The organism is Nocardia sp. NPDC059764, from assembly GCF_042732555.1.
In the GTDB taxonomy this organism is placed as follows: domain Bacteria; phylum Actinomycetota; class Actinomycetes; order Mycobacteriales; family Mycobacteriaceae; genus Nocardia.
The window spans coordinates 1-15,044 of the sequence record NZ_JBHWHH010000101.1 but is presented as its reverse complement, the minus strand read 5'-3'; the positions used below and the strand labels follow the sequence as shown (position 1 = coordinate 15,044).

12 protein-coding genes and 1 pseudogene are annotated in these 15,044 nt (G+C 67.4%); 10 read left to right on the top strand and 3 right to left on the bottom strand.

Going from position 1 to position 15,044, the window contains the following annotated elements; genetic code table 11:
• The first annotated feature begins 161 nt into the window (after positions 1–161).
• The gene (locus tag ACFV4K_RS22045) at positions 162–839 is read left to right on the top strand and encodes a hemolysin III family protein (RefSeq protein ID WP_379277290.1); all 678 of its coding nucleotides are present in this window, start codon (positions 162–164) and stop codon (positions 837–839) included.
• A gap of 933 nt (positions 840–1,772) precedes the next feature.
• Here ACFV4K_RS22045 and ACFV4K_RS22040 read toward each other — a convergent pair.
• Positions 1,773–2,369 (bottom strand): TetR/AcrR family transcriptional regulator, encoded by a 597-nt coding sequence (locus ACFV4K_RS22040; protein WP_379277269.1) that lies wholly within the window; start codon positions 2,367–2,369, stop codon positions 1,773–1,775.
• A 214-nt stretch (positions 2,370–2,583) separates the two neighbouring features.
• On the opposite strand from ACFV4K_RS22040, the gene ACFV4K_RS22035 reads away from it, so the two are divergent.
• The 3 genes from ACFV4K_RS22035 to ACFV4K_RS22025 all read left to right on the top strand — a co-directional run bounded on the left by ACFV4K_RS22035 (position 2,584) and on the right by ACFV4K_RS22025 (position 5,144).
• Positions 2,584–3,198, top strand: a complete 615-nt coding sequence (locus tag ACFV4K_RS22035; protein WP_379277267.1) for an SRPBCC family protein — start codon at positions 2,584–2,586, stop codon at positions 3,196–3,198.
• A gap of 347 nt (positions 3,199–3,545) precedes the next feature.
• Complete coding sequence (locus ACFV4K_RS22030) at positions 3,546–4,826, top strand: amidohydrolase family protein (RefSeq protein WP_379277265.1); 1,281 nt, start codon at positions 3,546–3,548, stop codon at positions 4,824–4,826.
• A gap of 195 nt (positions 4,827–5,021) precedes the next feature.
• Positions 5,022–5,144 carry a hypothetical protein gene (locus ACFV4K_RS22025; protein ID WP_379277293.1) on the top strand — a complete coding sequence of 41 codons (123 nt, stop codon included), beginning with the start codon at positions 5,022–5,024 and terminating at the stop codon, positions 5,142–5,144.
• Here ACFV4K_RS22025 and ACFV4K_RS22020 read toward each other — a convergent pair.
• Positions 5,140–5,412, bottom strand: a pseudogene (locus tag ACFV4K_RS22020) (hypothetical protein); the annotation flags it as partial. The gene ACFV4K_RS22025 and the pseudogene ACFV4K_RS22020 sit on opposite strands and share 5 nt — an antisense overlap.
• A gap of 409 nt (positions 5,413–5,821) precedes the next feature.
• On the opposite strand from ACFV4K_RS22020, the gene ACFV4K_RS22015 reads away from it, so the two are divergent.
• The 5 genes from ACFV4K_RS22015 to ACFV4K_RS21995 all read left to right on the top strand — a co-directional run bounded on the left by ACFV4K_RS22015 (position 5,822) and on the right by ACFV4K_RS21995 (position 13,119).
• On the top strand, positions 5,822–7,270 hold the full coding sequence (locus ACFV4K_RS22015; protein WP_379277263.1) for a cytochrome P450: 1,449 nt from the start codon (positions 5,822–5,824) through the stop codon (positions 7,268–7,270).
• Positions 7,271–7,277: 7 nt separating this feature from the next.
• Positions 7,278–8,270 carry a GAF domain-containing protein gene (locus ACFV4K_RS22010; protein ID WP_379277261.1) on the top strand — a complete coding sequence of 331 codons (993 nt, stop codon included), beginning with the start codon at positions 7,278–7,280 and terminating at the stop codon, positions 8,268–8,270.
• A gap of 227 nt (positions 8,271–8,497) precedes the next feature.
• Complete coding sequence (locus tag ACFV4K_RS22005) at positions 8,498–10,429, top strand: CocE/NonD family hydrolase (RefSeq protein ID WP_379277259.1); 1,932 nt, start codon at positions 8,498–8,500, stop codon at positions 10,427–10,429.
• Positions 10,430–10,545: 116 nt separating this feature from the next.
• The gene (locus ACFV4K_RS22000; RefSeq protein ID WP_379277258.1) at positions 10,546–12,471 is read left to right on the top strand and encodes a DUF6301 family protein; all 1,926 of its coding nucleotides are present in this window, start codon (positions 10,546–10,548) and stop codon (positions 12,469–12,471) included.
• 9 nt (positions 12,472–12,480) lie between these two features.
• On the top strand, positions 12,481–13,119 hold the full coding sequence (locus ACFV4K_RS21995; protein WP_379277256.1) for a class I SAM-dependent methyltransferase: 639 nt from the start codon (positions 12,481–12,483) through the stop codon (positions 13,117–13,119).
• A gap of 79 nt (positions 13,120–13,198) precedes the next feature.
• Here ACFV4K_RS21995 and ACFV4K_RS21990 read toward each other — a convergent pair whose 3' ends face one another.
• Complete coding sequence (locus ACFV4K_RS21990) at positions 13,199–13,297, bottom strand: hypothetical protein (RefSeq protein ID WP_379277254.1); 99 nt, start codon at positions 13,295–13,297, stop codon at positions 13,199–13,201.
• Between the two features lie 152 nt (positions 13,298–13,449).
• Here ACFV4K_RS21990 and ACFV4K_RS21985 point away from each other — a divergent pair, with 152 nt between their 5' ends.
• Positions 13,450–15,003 carry an FAD-binding protein gene (locus ACFV4K_RS21985; protein ID WP_379277252.1) on the top strand — a complete coding sequence of 518 codons (1,554 nt, stop codon included), beginning with the start codon at positions 13,450–13,452 and terminating at the stop codon, positions 15,001–15,003.
• The last annotated feature ends 41 nt before the right edge of the window (positions 15,004–15,044 follow it).

Here is a 15,044-nt window from a genome sequence, read left to right as displayed (position 1 = left end):
GAAGCTGCGGCGACAGACCCCGATCCGTGGGTACGCGGCGGTGCTACCGCCTCCGTGCCCGTCGCTGACACCACGCGTTACCCAGCGCAGTGGCCGAGGGCCAGAAACTTGCTAGACAGTAGGTCACTGGCGAGCGTCACCGGGGACAACACGTGTCCGAAATGATCGGCACAGCCGCCGATGCGACACCGGTCGCGACCCTGATCAAGCCGCGGCTGCGCGGCTGGATCCACACCTGGGCGGTCGGCATCACGGCGATCGCGGTGACCGCACTGGTCACCAAGGCCGCGACGATCTCGGCGACGGCGGGCTGGTCCACGCTGGTCTACGGGCTCACAGCCTGCGGGATGTTCGGCGTCAGCGCCGTCTACCACCGGGTGACCTGGGCAACCGCGAAGGCCCGCATCCAGATGAAACGGGCCGACCATTCGATGATCTTCCTGTTCATCGCGGGCTGCTATACCCCGTTCGCGCTGCTCGGGCTGCCGGGGCGGACCGGGCAGACACTGCTGCTGGCGGTGTGGCTCGCCGCGCTCGCCGGTGTGGCATTGAAACTGCTGTGGCCCACCGCACCTCGCTGGGTCGGGGTGCCGCTGTATCTGCTGCTCGGCTGGGCGATCGTGTCAGTGGCCGGGCAGCTGAACACGAATATCGAAATCGCCCCACTGATCCTGTTGCTGATCAGCGGCCTGGTCTACAGCGGCGGCGCGATCCTCTACGCGACCAAATGGCCCAACCCCTGGCCCAGGGTCTTCGGCCACCACGAGTTCTTCCACGCCGCAACCGTCGTGGCCGCACTGTGCCACTACGCCGCAATCTGGCTGGTCGTCCTCCACTGAGCCCGAGCGGCGGAGGTGCGCCGAGGGCGATCAAATGATGGTTTCGGACGCATTCGGGAGCCGCCATTTGACCACGTCCAATCGACACAAAGCACCCCACACGCGGGATGCCGGAGCATGGCACGGGATGCCCGGCGCACACGAGTCGGGCACCAGGGGACATAGCGGGTGTCGAATTGCCGGTTACGGCTGGTAAGAGACTGTTGTCAGGATCGGATTCCGGGGATTCCGGCCAGCATCTGTTCCAGGTGCTCAGTGGGATGCTCCTGTTGTGCGGCTGCACACCGTCTGGATTAGCGTGGCTCTCCATTGGCTTGCCTCCCATCGGCTGGCGTCCAAGGGGTGGCTGAAGAACGGTCCACCGGGCGGGTTTGGATGCTTTCTGGTTGATCGCGGTCTTGATGTGCACGTCGTAGTGGGGTGTGAGATGCCGGTTGGGGGTGTCCTGCGGGTCGCCCTGGTCCGGGTCGGGAGGGTTTGGGCGCACTGGCGGGGCAGGTGGTTTCCCACGTAGGTGTCGAACCACCGCCGGACGCGAGCCGGTGTGAGTCGTTGCGGGGCAGCGTGTTTCTCCCACGACCGTTTCAGGTCCGTGGTGAGGTCGCGGGCGAGGTGGGGCTGGGTGTAGACGGCCAGTAGTAGCCAGGTCCAGCGGTCGGCGATGAACGCCCCGACTACCGTCGCGGGTCACTCGCCGCGCGAAGACACTTGTTGCCGCCGAAAGGATTTCGATCGCCTGCCGGCTCTGGTGCGCTGTCGCGCAATGGATTCGCCGTTACTGCCGATCGATGCCTGCCGTGATGCGCTCACCGCGGCCGGGGCATAGCGCGGCTCACTGATTGCCTGATGGCCCACTCGGTGCTGCTGTCGTGGCGATAGGCAGCGGAACAGGGTCATTGCGGCCCCTGTGTCATTTAGCGCGGTATCCATCCCTCAACGCTGTGTATCAACCGCGGGCGCATCGGCGGGCTCGAGGTAGTAATCGGCCAGTATTGTCGCGAAATGGGTTGTCCGATCGATTATTCCCGCGGCATCGGTGGCGACGAGTCCGACCCGCCATGCGGTGGTCAGTTCGACGAAACCGCCGACCGTCATCAGAACCGAACTACGGAACAAGTCGCGATCCCTGCCTTTGCGGAGATGGGGCTCCATTCCCGTGGCGAGTACCTCCGTGGCGACGAGAATCAGATCGTGGCGGCGGCGTTCGAGGATCGCGCAGCCCGCATGGTCACCGAAAAGCACTGGCGCGCGACGTGGATCGTCGGCGAAGTTGACGACCACCGCCTCGATCACCCGGTGCAAGACCGCGACCGGCGGTATGTCCGCGAGGTCTGCCATGATCGTGGCCAGGGTGGCCGTGGTTTCCTGGCGGACCTGCTCCCACGCCTCGGCCAGCAGCGTGTCCCGGTCCGCGAAGCTCTCACGGAAGTACCGATCGTTCAGGCCCGCCCGCGCACACACGCTGCGCAAACTGACGGCGCCCCAACCTCCCTCCACCCAGATATCGATTGCGGCGTCGATCAGCTGCACGCGGCGGTCGGCGCGCCGCGCCTCGGCGGTACGGCCGCCCCAGGTCTGGGGTGAAGTCATTCGTCCATCTTGACAACGACATGCGCCGCGGGTGTCAATTGGTGACGATATGCCACCAATTGGTGTGTCGGGCTGCCGACAGTCGGGGACGACAGCCACACCTGATGGGTTCGAAAGTCGTTCAGGCTGTACGTAAAACAACGGAGTGCCCCGCATGAGATGGTCCAGTACCGCATCACGCCGACTGCCCGCGTCCAACGACGACGTGTGGGCAGTGGTCTCGGATCTGTCCCGCCATGGTGAGTGGCTACCGTGCCATCAACAGTGGCTCGATCCGCTGCCGACACCACTCAGAAGAGGGACATCGGCCACCGAGCAAGTCACTGCCTTCGGCGCCGTCCATGAGATCCGCTGGACCATCACCGAGTGGACACCGCCATCGACACTGCAATTCAGCGCCGCAGCGCGAGGACTGCTGACATTCTCCTACGGGGCGCAGCTGCAACCGATCGGTCCCACTTCGACCAATATAACCCTCCGGGCGGTTCTCGCCGGAGCAGTGCTCCGGCAATTGAAAACGAACCAACTCCAGTCCGCCACAAGGATAGAACTCTATCGAGCAGTCACGACGCTCGAGGCGCTGTTCCATCCCGGGATACCGACTGTGACCCATCGCCATGGTCTCGACGCTCTTCGCCGCAGCCGGCGCACGACCGACCTGCACCCAATCCACCGTGGACCGGCGACCGGAGATCAGCCCGGCACACGCATCGAGCCTGCACCGGAAAGCGATGGTGCAAGATGTGAATTGCGACCCTCGCACCCATGAATCATCGACATAGCGTCCGACAACGAGAGATGTGACCGTCTACCCTTCCCGTTGACGAGGGTCTTGCGGAGGAGCTCAAACCAGAATTGCCTGGGTGGATACGGCCGGATCATGTACGAGGCGCTCGAGAATACCGACAGCCGGTGGCTCGTCAGGATGCATACCGGTGTCCCACCAGGTTTCGAGCCGACTCGGCTCCGGCCACACCCCCAGGTGGCTGGGGTGGTGAGCCAATCACATGTTTCAATTACGAAACCCCCCTGTAATTTATCTCGGATATCTAACAATCGCTAGGCTCGGATCTCGCCTGAACAGGTTTGAAGATAGTGCGCTTAACATCCGTGAGCATGTCGACTTCTTCGAAAGCAAAGCGGCGCGTTGTTTTTCGTGATGTTCGGGTCTTTGACGGTGTTTCCGAGAAGCTTGTAACCGGAGATGTGTTGATCGAAGGGGACCGGGTGGCGGCGGTCTCGGAATCCCCGATCGGCGACGAGCCGGGGCGTGAGACGCACGAGATCGTCGGCGGCGGCCGGGTTCTGATGCCCGGCATGAGCGACGCGCACGTGCACCTGGTGGGCAACGCGAATTCGTACGTCGACATGGTGCTGGGCTCGGAGAGTCACATCGCTCTCAATGGCCTCGCCGAGGCCAGGAATATGCTGCTGCGCGGCTTCACCGCGGTCCGGGACATGGCCGGCGACACCGGCAGTATCAAGTCGGCCATCGACCGTGGACAGTTCCAGGGCCCGCGCATCTACCCGTCGCAGGCTGCAGTGTCGCAGACCAGCGGACACGGCGACTTCGGGTTCGTCTACGACACCCCGACTGCGCTCGCCGGCACGGAGTCGCGTGCTGAGCAGATCGGCTTCATGCGGGTCGCGAACGGTGAGGCGCAGGTGCTGGCCGCGGTCCGGGAGCAGTTGAAGAAGGGGGCGACCCAGATCAAGGTGATGGTGGGTGGCGGCGCCGCGTCGATGTACGACCCTCTCTATACGGTGCAGTTCACCGCCACGGAATTGCGGGCCGCGGTCGACGCGGCGACCGACTACGGCACTTATGTCGCCTCGCATGTCTACAACGTCGTCGGGATTCATCGTGCGGTCGAGGCGGGTGTCAAGTCCATCGAGCACGGCCACCTCGCCGACGAGGCGACGATCGCCATGCTGGCGGAGCGGGAGGTCTGGCTGTCGATGCAGCCATTCGCGCTCGGCGACCACCACTATCCGGATCCCGACCGGGCGGACAAGGATCGACAAATCTGCACCGGTACCGACCAGGTGTACGAGTGGGCGAAGAAGCATGGTGTGAGGGTTGCGTGGGGCACCGACCTTCTCCTCGAACCGCAACTGGCCGCCCGGCAGAGCGAGATGGCGGCCCGCCTCGGCGACCACTACAGCAACTTCGAGGCGCTGCGGATGCTGACATCCGGCAACGCGGAACTCTTCCGGCTCGCGGGCGAGCGTGACCCCTACCGGCAGGCGCGGTTCGGTGTCATCGCCGAGGACGCGTGGGCCGATGTCCTGCTCGTCGACGGCAACCCACTCGAGGATCTGAACCTGCTGGCGGACCCCGGAAAGAATCTGCCGGTCATCGTGATGAACGGGGAGATCGTCAAGAACGCTCTCTGACCTGGCCCGTCGAGCCATTCATCGAACACGAGCAGCACTGTCGAATACGCACGCCGTCGACTCCTCGACCCGGCGTGGGAGGAGAGGTGTGAGTTGGTCGAGACAATTACGGCAGAACCGGATAACTTCTGGAACCCGACACCCGGATCGCTCGTGTCCGCGAGAGCAATTGAGCTCAACGGACCATGGGGGCGCGTGTTCGGTCCCCTCGACCTGGACATCGACGAGGGCGGGGTGACGGTACTGGCGGCACAGTCCGGTGCCGCGCGGACCGCGTTGCTGATGGCACTGTGCGGCCGAATGCGCCTGTCGAGTTGACTCGCAACAACATCAGGACGGCCAGCGCGCTGCTCAGCAGGAATGCGACCGGCCCCTCGGCGTCCGGATTCCACACCAGATGTTCTTCGCTTTTGATGGTGTGAGCGTGTAGCGCGGCGCCGGTGCTGATATTGAACAGCAGCGTTCCGAGGAATTGGACTGCCGCGGAGAGCCATTCCGCTCGCAAAGCAGGCCTGCCCTGGTCTGTCGTGGTCGGCGCGCCGCTCAGTGCGAGTTGGACAAACGCGGCAGCGGTGAAGAACCATGCACTGGGAATCTGATTGCGCATGGGGTACCGGTTCACGCCGGACTGTAGGAGTGGTTGGGGGCCGGAGTTCCCCTCCGAGCCCGGCCCCCAACGTCAGGACGCGGTTGTTCCGCGATGATCTGTGGTGGGGGTGAATTCGGCCGGGACCGGACTGGATGTGCTGGTGCGGTATCGGATGGTCATTCGTGTCACCTGCTGGTCGCATCGCTCAGCTCGACAGAACAGACGGGTACCGGGGTACACGGTGTCGTGTGAGCTTCTTACGTCCAGCTAGGGGAATGAGCCGCCCAGCTTGGCGACAAGCAAACCATGCCGATAGGACACTGCGCAATGCGGGTTCGGAGGGGTACGAGGGCCCTTGGTCGGCTGAGCGGTCACGTGGCGTGGGGGAAGGCGGCGGCTGCCCGGCATGACAATCGGGCGACCGGCGTGTTTGAGTGCACACATGGAATCGTCTAGTCCTGCATTACCTTTGGACGCGCTCCCGCATCCGCCGGGGCGGCTTCCGATCCTCGGCGATGTCGCCAGCGTGGACCGGCATCGGCCGACGCAGCATGAGATGGGGCTCGCGCAGGCCGGGCTGGGTCCTATCTTCCAGCGCAAGCTGCTCGGCACACAGCTGGTGATCGTGACCGGGGGGCGGTTGGCGGCTCAGTGCAATGACGAGACATCGTGGGGGCGGGTACTTCTCGGTCCGCTTGCGAAGATTCGGCCGGTGGCCCCGCACGGAATGTTCACCGCCAGCTCGAAGGACCCGCTCTGGGGGCAGGCGCGTCGTATTCTCACCCCGGGATTCGCGCAGGCTTCGATGCGCACCTACCACGATGCGATGGCGTCGGTCGCCGACGACCTCACGGCCGAGTGGGCCGCCACGGGTGGGCGTGGCGTGGACGTGCATTCGGCGATGACCCGCGCGACCCTCGAAGTGATCGCGCGGGCCGGATTCGGCCGTGACCTGCGGCTGTTCACCGCCTCGGGGGAGGACGGCGATTCGCGCCGCTTCGTGCGAGAACTGGGCCGCACCCTGCAGTGGGCCTCGGAATCCACCAATGACCTGCCTGTCATCGGCGACGTGCGGGCGGCGCTGCGGGCGCCGGGCGTGCGCCGCGAAATCGCTTCCTTGCAACGCTATGTCGACGAACTGATCGTCGAGCGACAACGCCAGAACACCAGCGCGGCAACCGATCTACTCGGATTGATGTTGACCGCTACGGACCCGGAGAGTGGAAAACGCCTGCCTGCGGACAATATCCGCGACCAGACGCTGACCTTCTTGATCGCCGGGCACGAAACCACGGCGGCCCTGCTGGAAGTCGCGCTGTATTACCTGGCGCGGAACCCCGCCTTCCAGGACCGCATCCGCTCCGAAATGCCCGTGCAGGCAACAGCTCTGGGATATGAGGACATCGCCAGGATGCGGTTCACCCGTCAGCTGCTCAATGAATGCCTGCGGTTGTGGCCGCCCGCGCCGGGCTATTTCCGGATCGCGCGCACCGAGCAGAACCTGGGCGGATACCGGATCCCGGCCGGCCGCGCGGTCTTCGTGCTCGCGCTGGCAGCCCAGCGCGACCCCGACGTGTGGGGCCCGGACGCCGAGACCTTCGAACCCGACCGGTTCGACTCCACCGCGCTGCGCGCCTTTCCCGACCGCTTCTTCCAGCCGTGGGGCACCGGCCCGCGCTCGTGCATCGGGCGCGCGTTCGCGCTGCATGAAGCGACGCTCCTGCTCGGCCGGCTGGTCGACGCCTTCGACCTGCGTACGTCGGCGCCCGCGCTGACGCTGCGCGAACGCGGCACCCTGCGCCCCGATCCGTACGACCTGATCGCCCATGACCGGGCGGCAGCCGCTAGGAGTTAGCACCCCGATGTCATGGTTTCTCATCGAGGCCCTCGGCCCGCTGGACGCCCCGATGACCATCCTCGCCAAGGACGGCGAGCGCCGCGATTGGGTGTCACTGCGCTCTCTGCAACGCAACGAAGGTGTCGATGTCACCGATGCGGCCGAGTGGGTGCGCCACTCCGGCTCGGTCTTCGATCAGGTGGTCTCCGGGCGCGGCGGTCACCACCGCGTGCGAATACTGCCGATCGTCGGCCCCGAAGGCGAGGTGTACGCGATGCACCTGTGGGCCGGGGCACCCGACGAGTCCATTCCCGCGCACCGACCGGCTGCCGGAATCGCTTGGTACGCAGGTGATCTACAGGTCCAGCAAGGTCTGGAATCGTGGATGATGAGCACCGATGACGCCGACGGTTTCAAGCGCGTCCGCTCGCCCGGCGAGTTCTTCCGCAAGGTCGTGAAATTCGACGATGCCACCGCCCTGATAGCGCTGGGCACCAACCCCACTCCCGGCGCCCGCTTCTCCCAGCGCATCGTCGTCCTGCACGACAACGGACGCCTCATGAACTGGCAGACCTTCGCCGTCGGTAGAACGGATCTGGAGCGGCCCGGCCTGCGCGGTCTGACCCACGACGTTTCCGATGTCGACCCCGTATCGCTGAGCCCCCACGAGGCGCTCGGCCTGACCGATGAGCCCGGACCGGACTCGCCCGCGGCGGCCCTGATCGCGTTCCCGCCCACCGGCGCCCCACTCATCGCGCAATGGATCGGCCACGTCCCCACCTGGATCGACTGGCAGCGCGAAGGCGACGCCGAATTGATCCACCGCGACGACTGGCACGCCATCGCCAAGACCGCGATCATGCTCCAACCCGGCCTGCTCGACTCGAAAACAGTCACCCCCGCCCGTATCCGCGCCCACACCCCCAGCGGCTGGCAACCGGTCACCATCACCTCCCGCCGCTTCCCCGGCGAGGTCGGCAGCCGCCTCCACATCGTCAGGATCGCCCGAGCCGGCTAGGTGTAATGACCCAGAAGGTTGGTGACGGTGTGGCGAGCTGACATAGCAAAGACCTTCGAGTGAAGTGCGAGCTTTCGAGGAACGCATTCTCTTCTGTAGGTCTTCGTGTCCCATTCCGCGTACATCGCCGGGTTGAAGGCTGGCGTGGACGGGTAGTCGGCGGGCGAGGATCTGCTTGTTCGGTCGATTGTCGATCGGTGTGGGCGGGACGGGGCTACCGTCGGTCGATGACTCGTGGTGGGCGAGGGGTTGGGCGGATCGCGCAGGTCTGGGCGGTGGTCGGGGCCGTTGTGCTGGTCGGCTCCGGGTGCGGGGGAGGCGGGGGCGGGTCGGGGCCGCAGGGCGCGGCGAGCTGGCCGCCCGCGGGTGGGCGCGGGGCGTGCGCGGTCGACAAGCAGGTGGACGTGCCCGCGACCATGCGGGACGGGGTGGTGTTGAAGGCCGATGTGTATCGGCCGAAGACGGGCGATGCGGTGCCCGTGGTGCTGATGCGGACGCAGTACGGGAAGGCGGCGGCGCAGATCCAGCCGTACCGGTATCGGACGCCGGAATGGTTCGCTTCGCACTGTTATCTCGTTGTGGTGCAGGATATTCGCGGCCAGGGTCGGTCGGCCGGAGTGTTCACCGAATTCGGGAACGACATCACCGACGGCTACGACTCGGTGGAGTGGGCGGCCGCGCTGCCGGGGACGAATGGCAAGGTCGGCATGTACGGGTCGTCGTATGTCGGTGCGACGCAATGGCTCGCGGCGGTCAGCACGCCACCGCATCTGACCACGATCGTCCCGGCCAATACCGCGTCGGATTACTACGACGGGTGGACCTACGAGGGCGGGGCGTTCCGGTTGGGGTTCGTGGAGCCGTGGGCCATGGAGACGATCGGGGCGAGCGCGGCCGCGAATCGCGGCGATACCGGCACCGCCAAGCAGCTTGCGGCCGACGGCACGAACTACTCCCGGTGGCTGGGTTTTCGCCCCTATCAACAGTTTCCGCCGCTGCACCCGGGTGATCCGGTGATCGCGCCGTGGTTCTACGACTGGGTGCGGCATTCGACCCGCGACGACTACTGGAGGCAGTGGAGCATTCGGGACCGGTACGCGAAGGTCACGGTCCCCGTCCTGAATTTCGAGGGCTGGTACGACGCGTTCCTGGCCGGCGGGGTGGAGAACTTCACGGGGATGGTGGCCGGGGGCGGTTCACCGGAAGCGCGGGCCGGGCAGCGGTTGGTGCTGGGGCCCTGGGACCACCTGGGATGGGGTCGGCCCGGGAGCGGGGTCACGACGCCCATATTGGCCGCGGCCGGGGAGGCGGGCGACAGTCCGATCAATGAACTGATGCTGGCCTGGTTCGACCATTTCCTGAAGGGCGTGGACAACAAGGTTTCCGGGCAGCCGGTGGTCGACTATTTCGTGATGGGTGCGAACAAGTGGAAGTCGGCGTCGGCGTGGCCGTTGCCGAACACCCGCTGGACCACCTACTACCTGTCCGGGAACGGCGGCAATTCGATGCTGGGCCGGACGGGCGCGCTGACCACCGACACGCCGAAGGATCCGCAGCAGCCGGATCGGTACGAGTACGACCCCTTGAATCCGGTGCCGAGCGCGGGCGGGCATTCGTGTTGCGGGGCGTCGTCGGGGCCGCAGGGGCCGGTGGATCAGTTCGTGGTGGAGCAGCGGTCGGATGTACTGACCTATACGACCGCCCCGATGCCGAGCGATACCGAGATCACCGGGCCGGTTCGAATGACGTTGTGGGCGGCCTCGAGTGCGCCGGATACCGATTTCACGGCGAAGCTGGTGGCGGTGGCGCCGGACGGGTCCACGGTGAACCTCAACAATGGGATCATTCGGGCGGCGTTCCGAGATTCGCTGGAGCATCCGACGCCGCTCGTGCCGGGGCAGCCGTACAAGTTCTCGATCGGTATCTGGCCGACGAGTTATCTGGTGAAAGCCGGATACAAGATCCGAGTGGAGGTGTCGAGCAGCGATTTCCCGCAGTTCGCGCCGAATCCGAATACCGGTGATCCGTTCGGGGAGAACACGAATACGCAGGTCGCGACGCAAACCGTCTATCACGACCCGGACCATCCGTCGGCGCTGGTGCTGCCGATCATTCCGGCGGGAGACGCGGGAAGTGTGCGATTCCCGACCGAGCATTGAAGACCGTGGCCGGGCTTCCCGTGAGTTGTCCGCCCCGTGGGAAGCGCCGGCCGATTACATAATAGTCGCGGCGGGGAAGTTTCCCGGCATGGCCGGGCCGGGGTTAGTGTCGCGGGGTGGGTTTCGAGGTACGGGTCGATATCGCGGGTGCGGTCGAGATCGTCGGTGCGGCCGCGGGGTTCGGCTGGCGTTGGGGTTCCGGGAATGTCGCGGAATTCGCCCGACTGGTCGGTTGGACCGGGCCGCAACCGGTCGGCACCCTCCGCAATGGTCCGGTCTTCTCGCGCACGGGCCTGCCGGTGTGGTGGGACTCGGCCATGTTCTGGGGCAGTGACCGCGGCCTGGACCATGTGCGCACGGCCATCTCCGACTGCCCGGATCCCGCGGACCCCGGCAGCCGGGACCTGCTCGCCGCCGCCATGGCCCGCGCCGCCGCGGAGTTCACCACCCGCTGGGGCGATCCGGAGACCACCGCCGCGGGTCCCGCCGAGGGCCTGGCCTGGCGTTTCCCGAATGTCTTCGCGGGCCTGACGATCGGCACGGACACCGTGGACCTGCTGCTGGTGAACCCGACCGCGCAACGGTATTGGATGGAGCGCCGCCATGAGGCCGCCCGCCGCCGCGCCGCCTCGGGCCCCTGGATCCGATTCGCAGAGAGCCTGGCCGGATTCCTGGAGACGCTGCCGGGCGACGGGCGACTGCTGGTGACCGCGCCCGGCGGGCGCTTCGTGCAGTTCGAGGCCGGGCCGGAGCAGCTGGCGGGGGAGCTGGCCCGCAGCGAATTCATCGATCCCGCCTGGTATTACGGCCCCGACCTGGAACGCCAGCTCATGGAGCTGGGCTGGACGCCGCCCCGCGAGGGCAATTGGACGCGCGGCCTGTCCCGGCGCGCGGGCACCGTCGCCATGAGCGGACTGGCCCTGCGCACCACCGACACCCTCCGCGCGGTCGGGGTCGCCGCTCCGACCGAACTGGTGGCCGACGCCTGGGTGGAGGGCGGCGCCGATCTGGAGGTGACCGCGCTCGGCATTCCGCCGCACCCGACCTCCCGCACCCAGCGCGCGGAATTTCTGCGCCGCCACGCCGTCTCCGAATTCGATGCCGGGCCGCTGCGCGTGGATGTGCCGGCCGGCGTCGAGATCGCCCGTGCCGCCCGCGCCTTCGCGTGGACCTGGACCCGCGCCGACCTGGACGGTTTCGCCGCCGCCATGGGCTGGAAACCAGTGCACGACAACGATGTCGGGGAGCGCACGGTGTGGGTCGACACCGAACTCCACGTGGACGGTCCGCGCGCCCGCTTCTGCTTCGACGGCGACCGGCTCGAGGCGGTCTGCGTCACGCTCAGCGACAGCATCGAGTCCTTCCTCTACGACGAGGGCCTGCCCGCCGAGGTCGCGGCGCAACGCACCGCCGCCCAGGCCCGCGCGCTGGACGGGTTCCGCGCCGAGTTCGGGGCGCCCCGGCACGCGGTGCTGGGCCAGGCGTACGGACCGGCCTGGCCGGATGGCCGCCTCACCCTGGGCCTGGTTCCGGAGGCCGACACGGTGGAGCTGTATCTGGTGCGGCCGGGCGAACGCGACCGCCGCCTCATCATCGAGCAGCAGCGGGCAGCGCATCGCGCGCACGATCGCGAATGGGACCAGTGCTACGAGGAATTGGCCGCTCTCATCACCGATCTGGCGGACTCCGGCCAGCTCACCGTGGATGCCGGGGACCCGCATCGGGCCCGGGTCGACCGGGACGGCGACCTGCTGCGCCTGGAACTGGCCACCGCCACCGCCCGCGAATTGTCCCCGCGCGTCCTGAAGTTCATGCTGCGTGACGGCTGGCAGCATCCCGATCACCGCTATCCGCTGTGGCACATCGACCTTCAGCTGCCCGCGCTGCCCCGGGACCTGCGCCGCCTGGCCCGGCTGGCGATCCTGCCGCTGCGCACCCTGATGCCGCCGCAGGCCCGGCTGCGCGTGCTGTTGAACGGTGAGTACCTGCCGGTTCGGGCCCCGTCCACGGGCGCGATCGGGGCACTGCCGACGGAGGCCTAGAGTCGAAACATGGTGGACAGTGCGGACATAAGGGTGACCCGAGACGCGTACGACGAGGTCGCGGAGCTGTACACCGATCTGTTCCGGCGGCAGTTGCAGGACAACCCGTTCGACGCCGTGATGCTGGACGCGTTCGCGCACACGGTGCGGGAGCACGGGGCGGGCCCGGTCGCCGATATCGGCTGCGGTCCGGGCCGCGTCACCACGCATCTGGCGGCGGCCGGACTGGAGGTGTCCGGCATCGACCTGTCGCCGGAGATGATCCGGATCGCCCGCGAGCAGTATCCCGACCTGCCCTTCGAGGTCGGCTCGATGGAGCGGCTGCGGTTCGAGGACGGGTCGCTGGCCGGAATCGTGGCCTGGTACTCCATCATTCACACTCCGCCGGCCCGGGTTCCGGACGTACTGACCGAATTCGCCCGGGTGCTGCGGCCCGGCGGGCACGCGCTGTTCGGCTTCCAGGCCGCCGACCAGGCGACCGGCGTGCACGCCTACGACCACAAGGTCGCCCCCGCCTACCGCTGGGCTCCGGTCACGTTCGCCGAAGTGCTGGCCGCGCACGGCTTTCGCGCCACCGCGACGCTGGCCCGGGAGGCCCGTCCCGACGAGCGCACCCCACAGGCCATCGTGCTGGCGGTCAAGGTGTGAGCGACTCCGGGTTCAGGAGCTGATCGGTTCCGGCTCGCGGGCAGCCCATTCGTCGAAAGCCGTTCGGGCGACGGCGATCTCATCGGCGTGCCGCAGCGCCCACTGTCCCATGGCGTGGGTGATCCGCGCCGAGCTCGGTCAGCGCGTACTCGACTCGCGGCGGCACGGTCGGGTACATGGCGCGCTCGGCGAGTCCGGGCGGGTGCGCGGCAAAATCGTGCTGACCTCCTGGAATCGATCGGCTATCCGGCCATTGGGATAGTTGATGCGCGGGGCGCGCCCCGCCGCATACCGTCGCGCGAAGAGACCGCGTCGATCAGGGAGCAAACGGTGACGGACTGGAACGAAGAAGTCGATGTCCTGGTGGCAGGGTCGGGCGGCGGCCTGGCCGGGGCCTATACGGCCGCCCGCGAGGGGCTGAGCGTGGCGGTGGTCGAGGCCACCGAGAAGTTCGGCGGCACCACCTCGTTCTCCGGTGGCGGCGGCGTCTGGTTCCCGTGCAACCCGGTGCTGCGGCGCGAGGGCGTGGACGACACCGTGGAGGACGCGCTCACCTACTTCCGCGCGGTGGTCGGCGACCGCACCCCGGCGGACCTGCAGGAGACCTACATTCGCAATGGCGCGAAGGTCATCGAGTACCTGGAGCAGGACGAGGCGTTCAAGTTCCAGATGTTCCCGTGGCCGGACTACTTCGGCAAGGCCCCGAAGGCGCGCCTGGACGGCAAGCGGCACATCGTGCCCGCGCCGCTGAAGGCCGCCAAGCTCGGTGAGCTGAGCGAGTCCGTGCGCGGACCGCTGGCCACCGAACGGCACGGCGACCCGCAGCCGGACTATCTGATCGGCGGGCGCGCCCTGGTCGGCCGCTTCCTGCTGGGCCTGTCGAAGTACCCGAACGTGGCGCTGCACCTGAACACCGCGCTGGTCGAGCTGGTGACCGAGGACGGCGCGGTGACCGGTGCGATCGTGGAGCGCGACGGGCAGCGGATCGCCATCCGGGCGCGTAAGGGCGTGCTGCTGGCGGCCGGCGGCTTCGAGGGCAACGACGAGCTGCGGCAGCGCTACGGCGTGCCGGGCGTGGCCCGGGACACCATGGGGCCGTGGGGCAATCAGGGCAAGGCGCACGTGGCGGGCATCGCGGCGGGCGCGGACACCGATCTGATGGATCAGGCGTGGTGGTCGCCGGGCCTCATCCATCCCGACGGGCGCGCGGCGTTCGCGCTGTGGTTCACCGGCGGCATCTTCGTCAACCAGGCCGGTGAACGGTTCGTCAACGAGTCCGCGCCCTACGACCGGCTCGGCCGCGACATCATCGAGCACCTGGACGACGGGTCGGCGACGCAAGCGCAGGGAGGTGGAGCGGCGTTCTGGATGGTCTACGACGACGCCGAGGGCGTGGTGCCGCCGATCAAGGCCAGCAATGTGCCGATGGTCGAGGCGGAACGCTTCATCGAGGCGGGCCTGTGGAAGACCGCCGACACCCTGGAGGGCCTGGCCGCGGAGATCGGCGTCCCCGCCGACGTGCTGGTCGCCACCGTGGCCCGTTTCAACGAATTCGTGACCGAGGGTGTCGATCCGGACTTCGGCCGCGGCGACGAGGCCTACGACCGCGCCTTCTCCCATGGCGAACCGCCGCTGGCCCCGATCGTGAAGGGCCCGTTCCACGCGGCCGCCTTCGGCATCTCCGATCTGGGCACCAAGGGCGGCCTGCGCACCGACACCGCCGCCCGCGTCCTGAACGAGGCGGGCGAACCCATCCCGGGTCTGTACGCCGCGGGCAACACCATGGCCGCGGTCAGCGGCACCGTCTACCCCGGTGGCGGCAACCCGATCGGCGCGTCGGTGCTGTTCAGCTACCTCGCCGCGCTCGACATGAGCTCCCGCTAGCCGCTCGCGCCGCCGCCGGTGTGATGCGATAGGTGTATGAC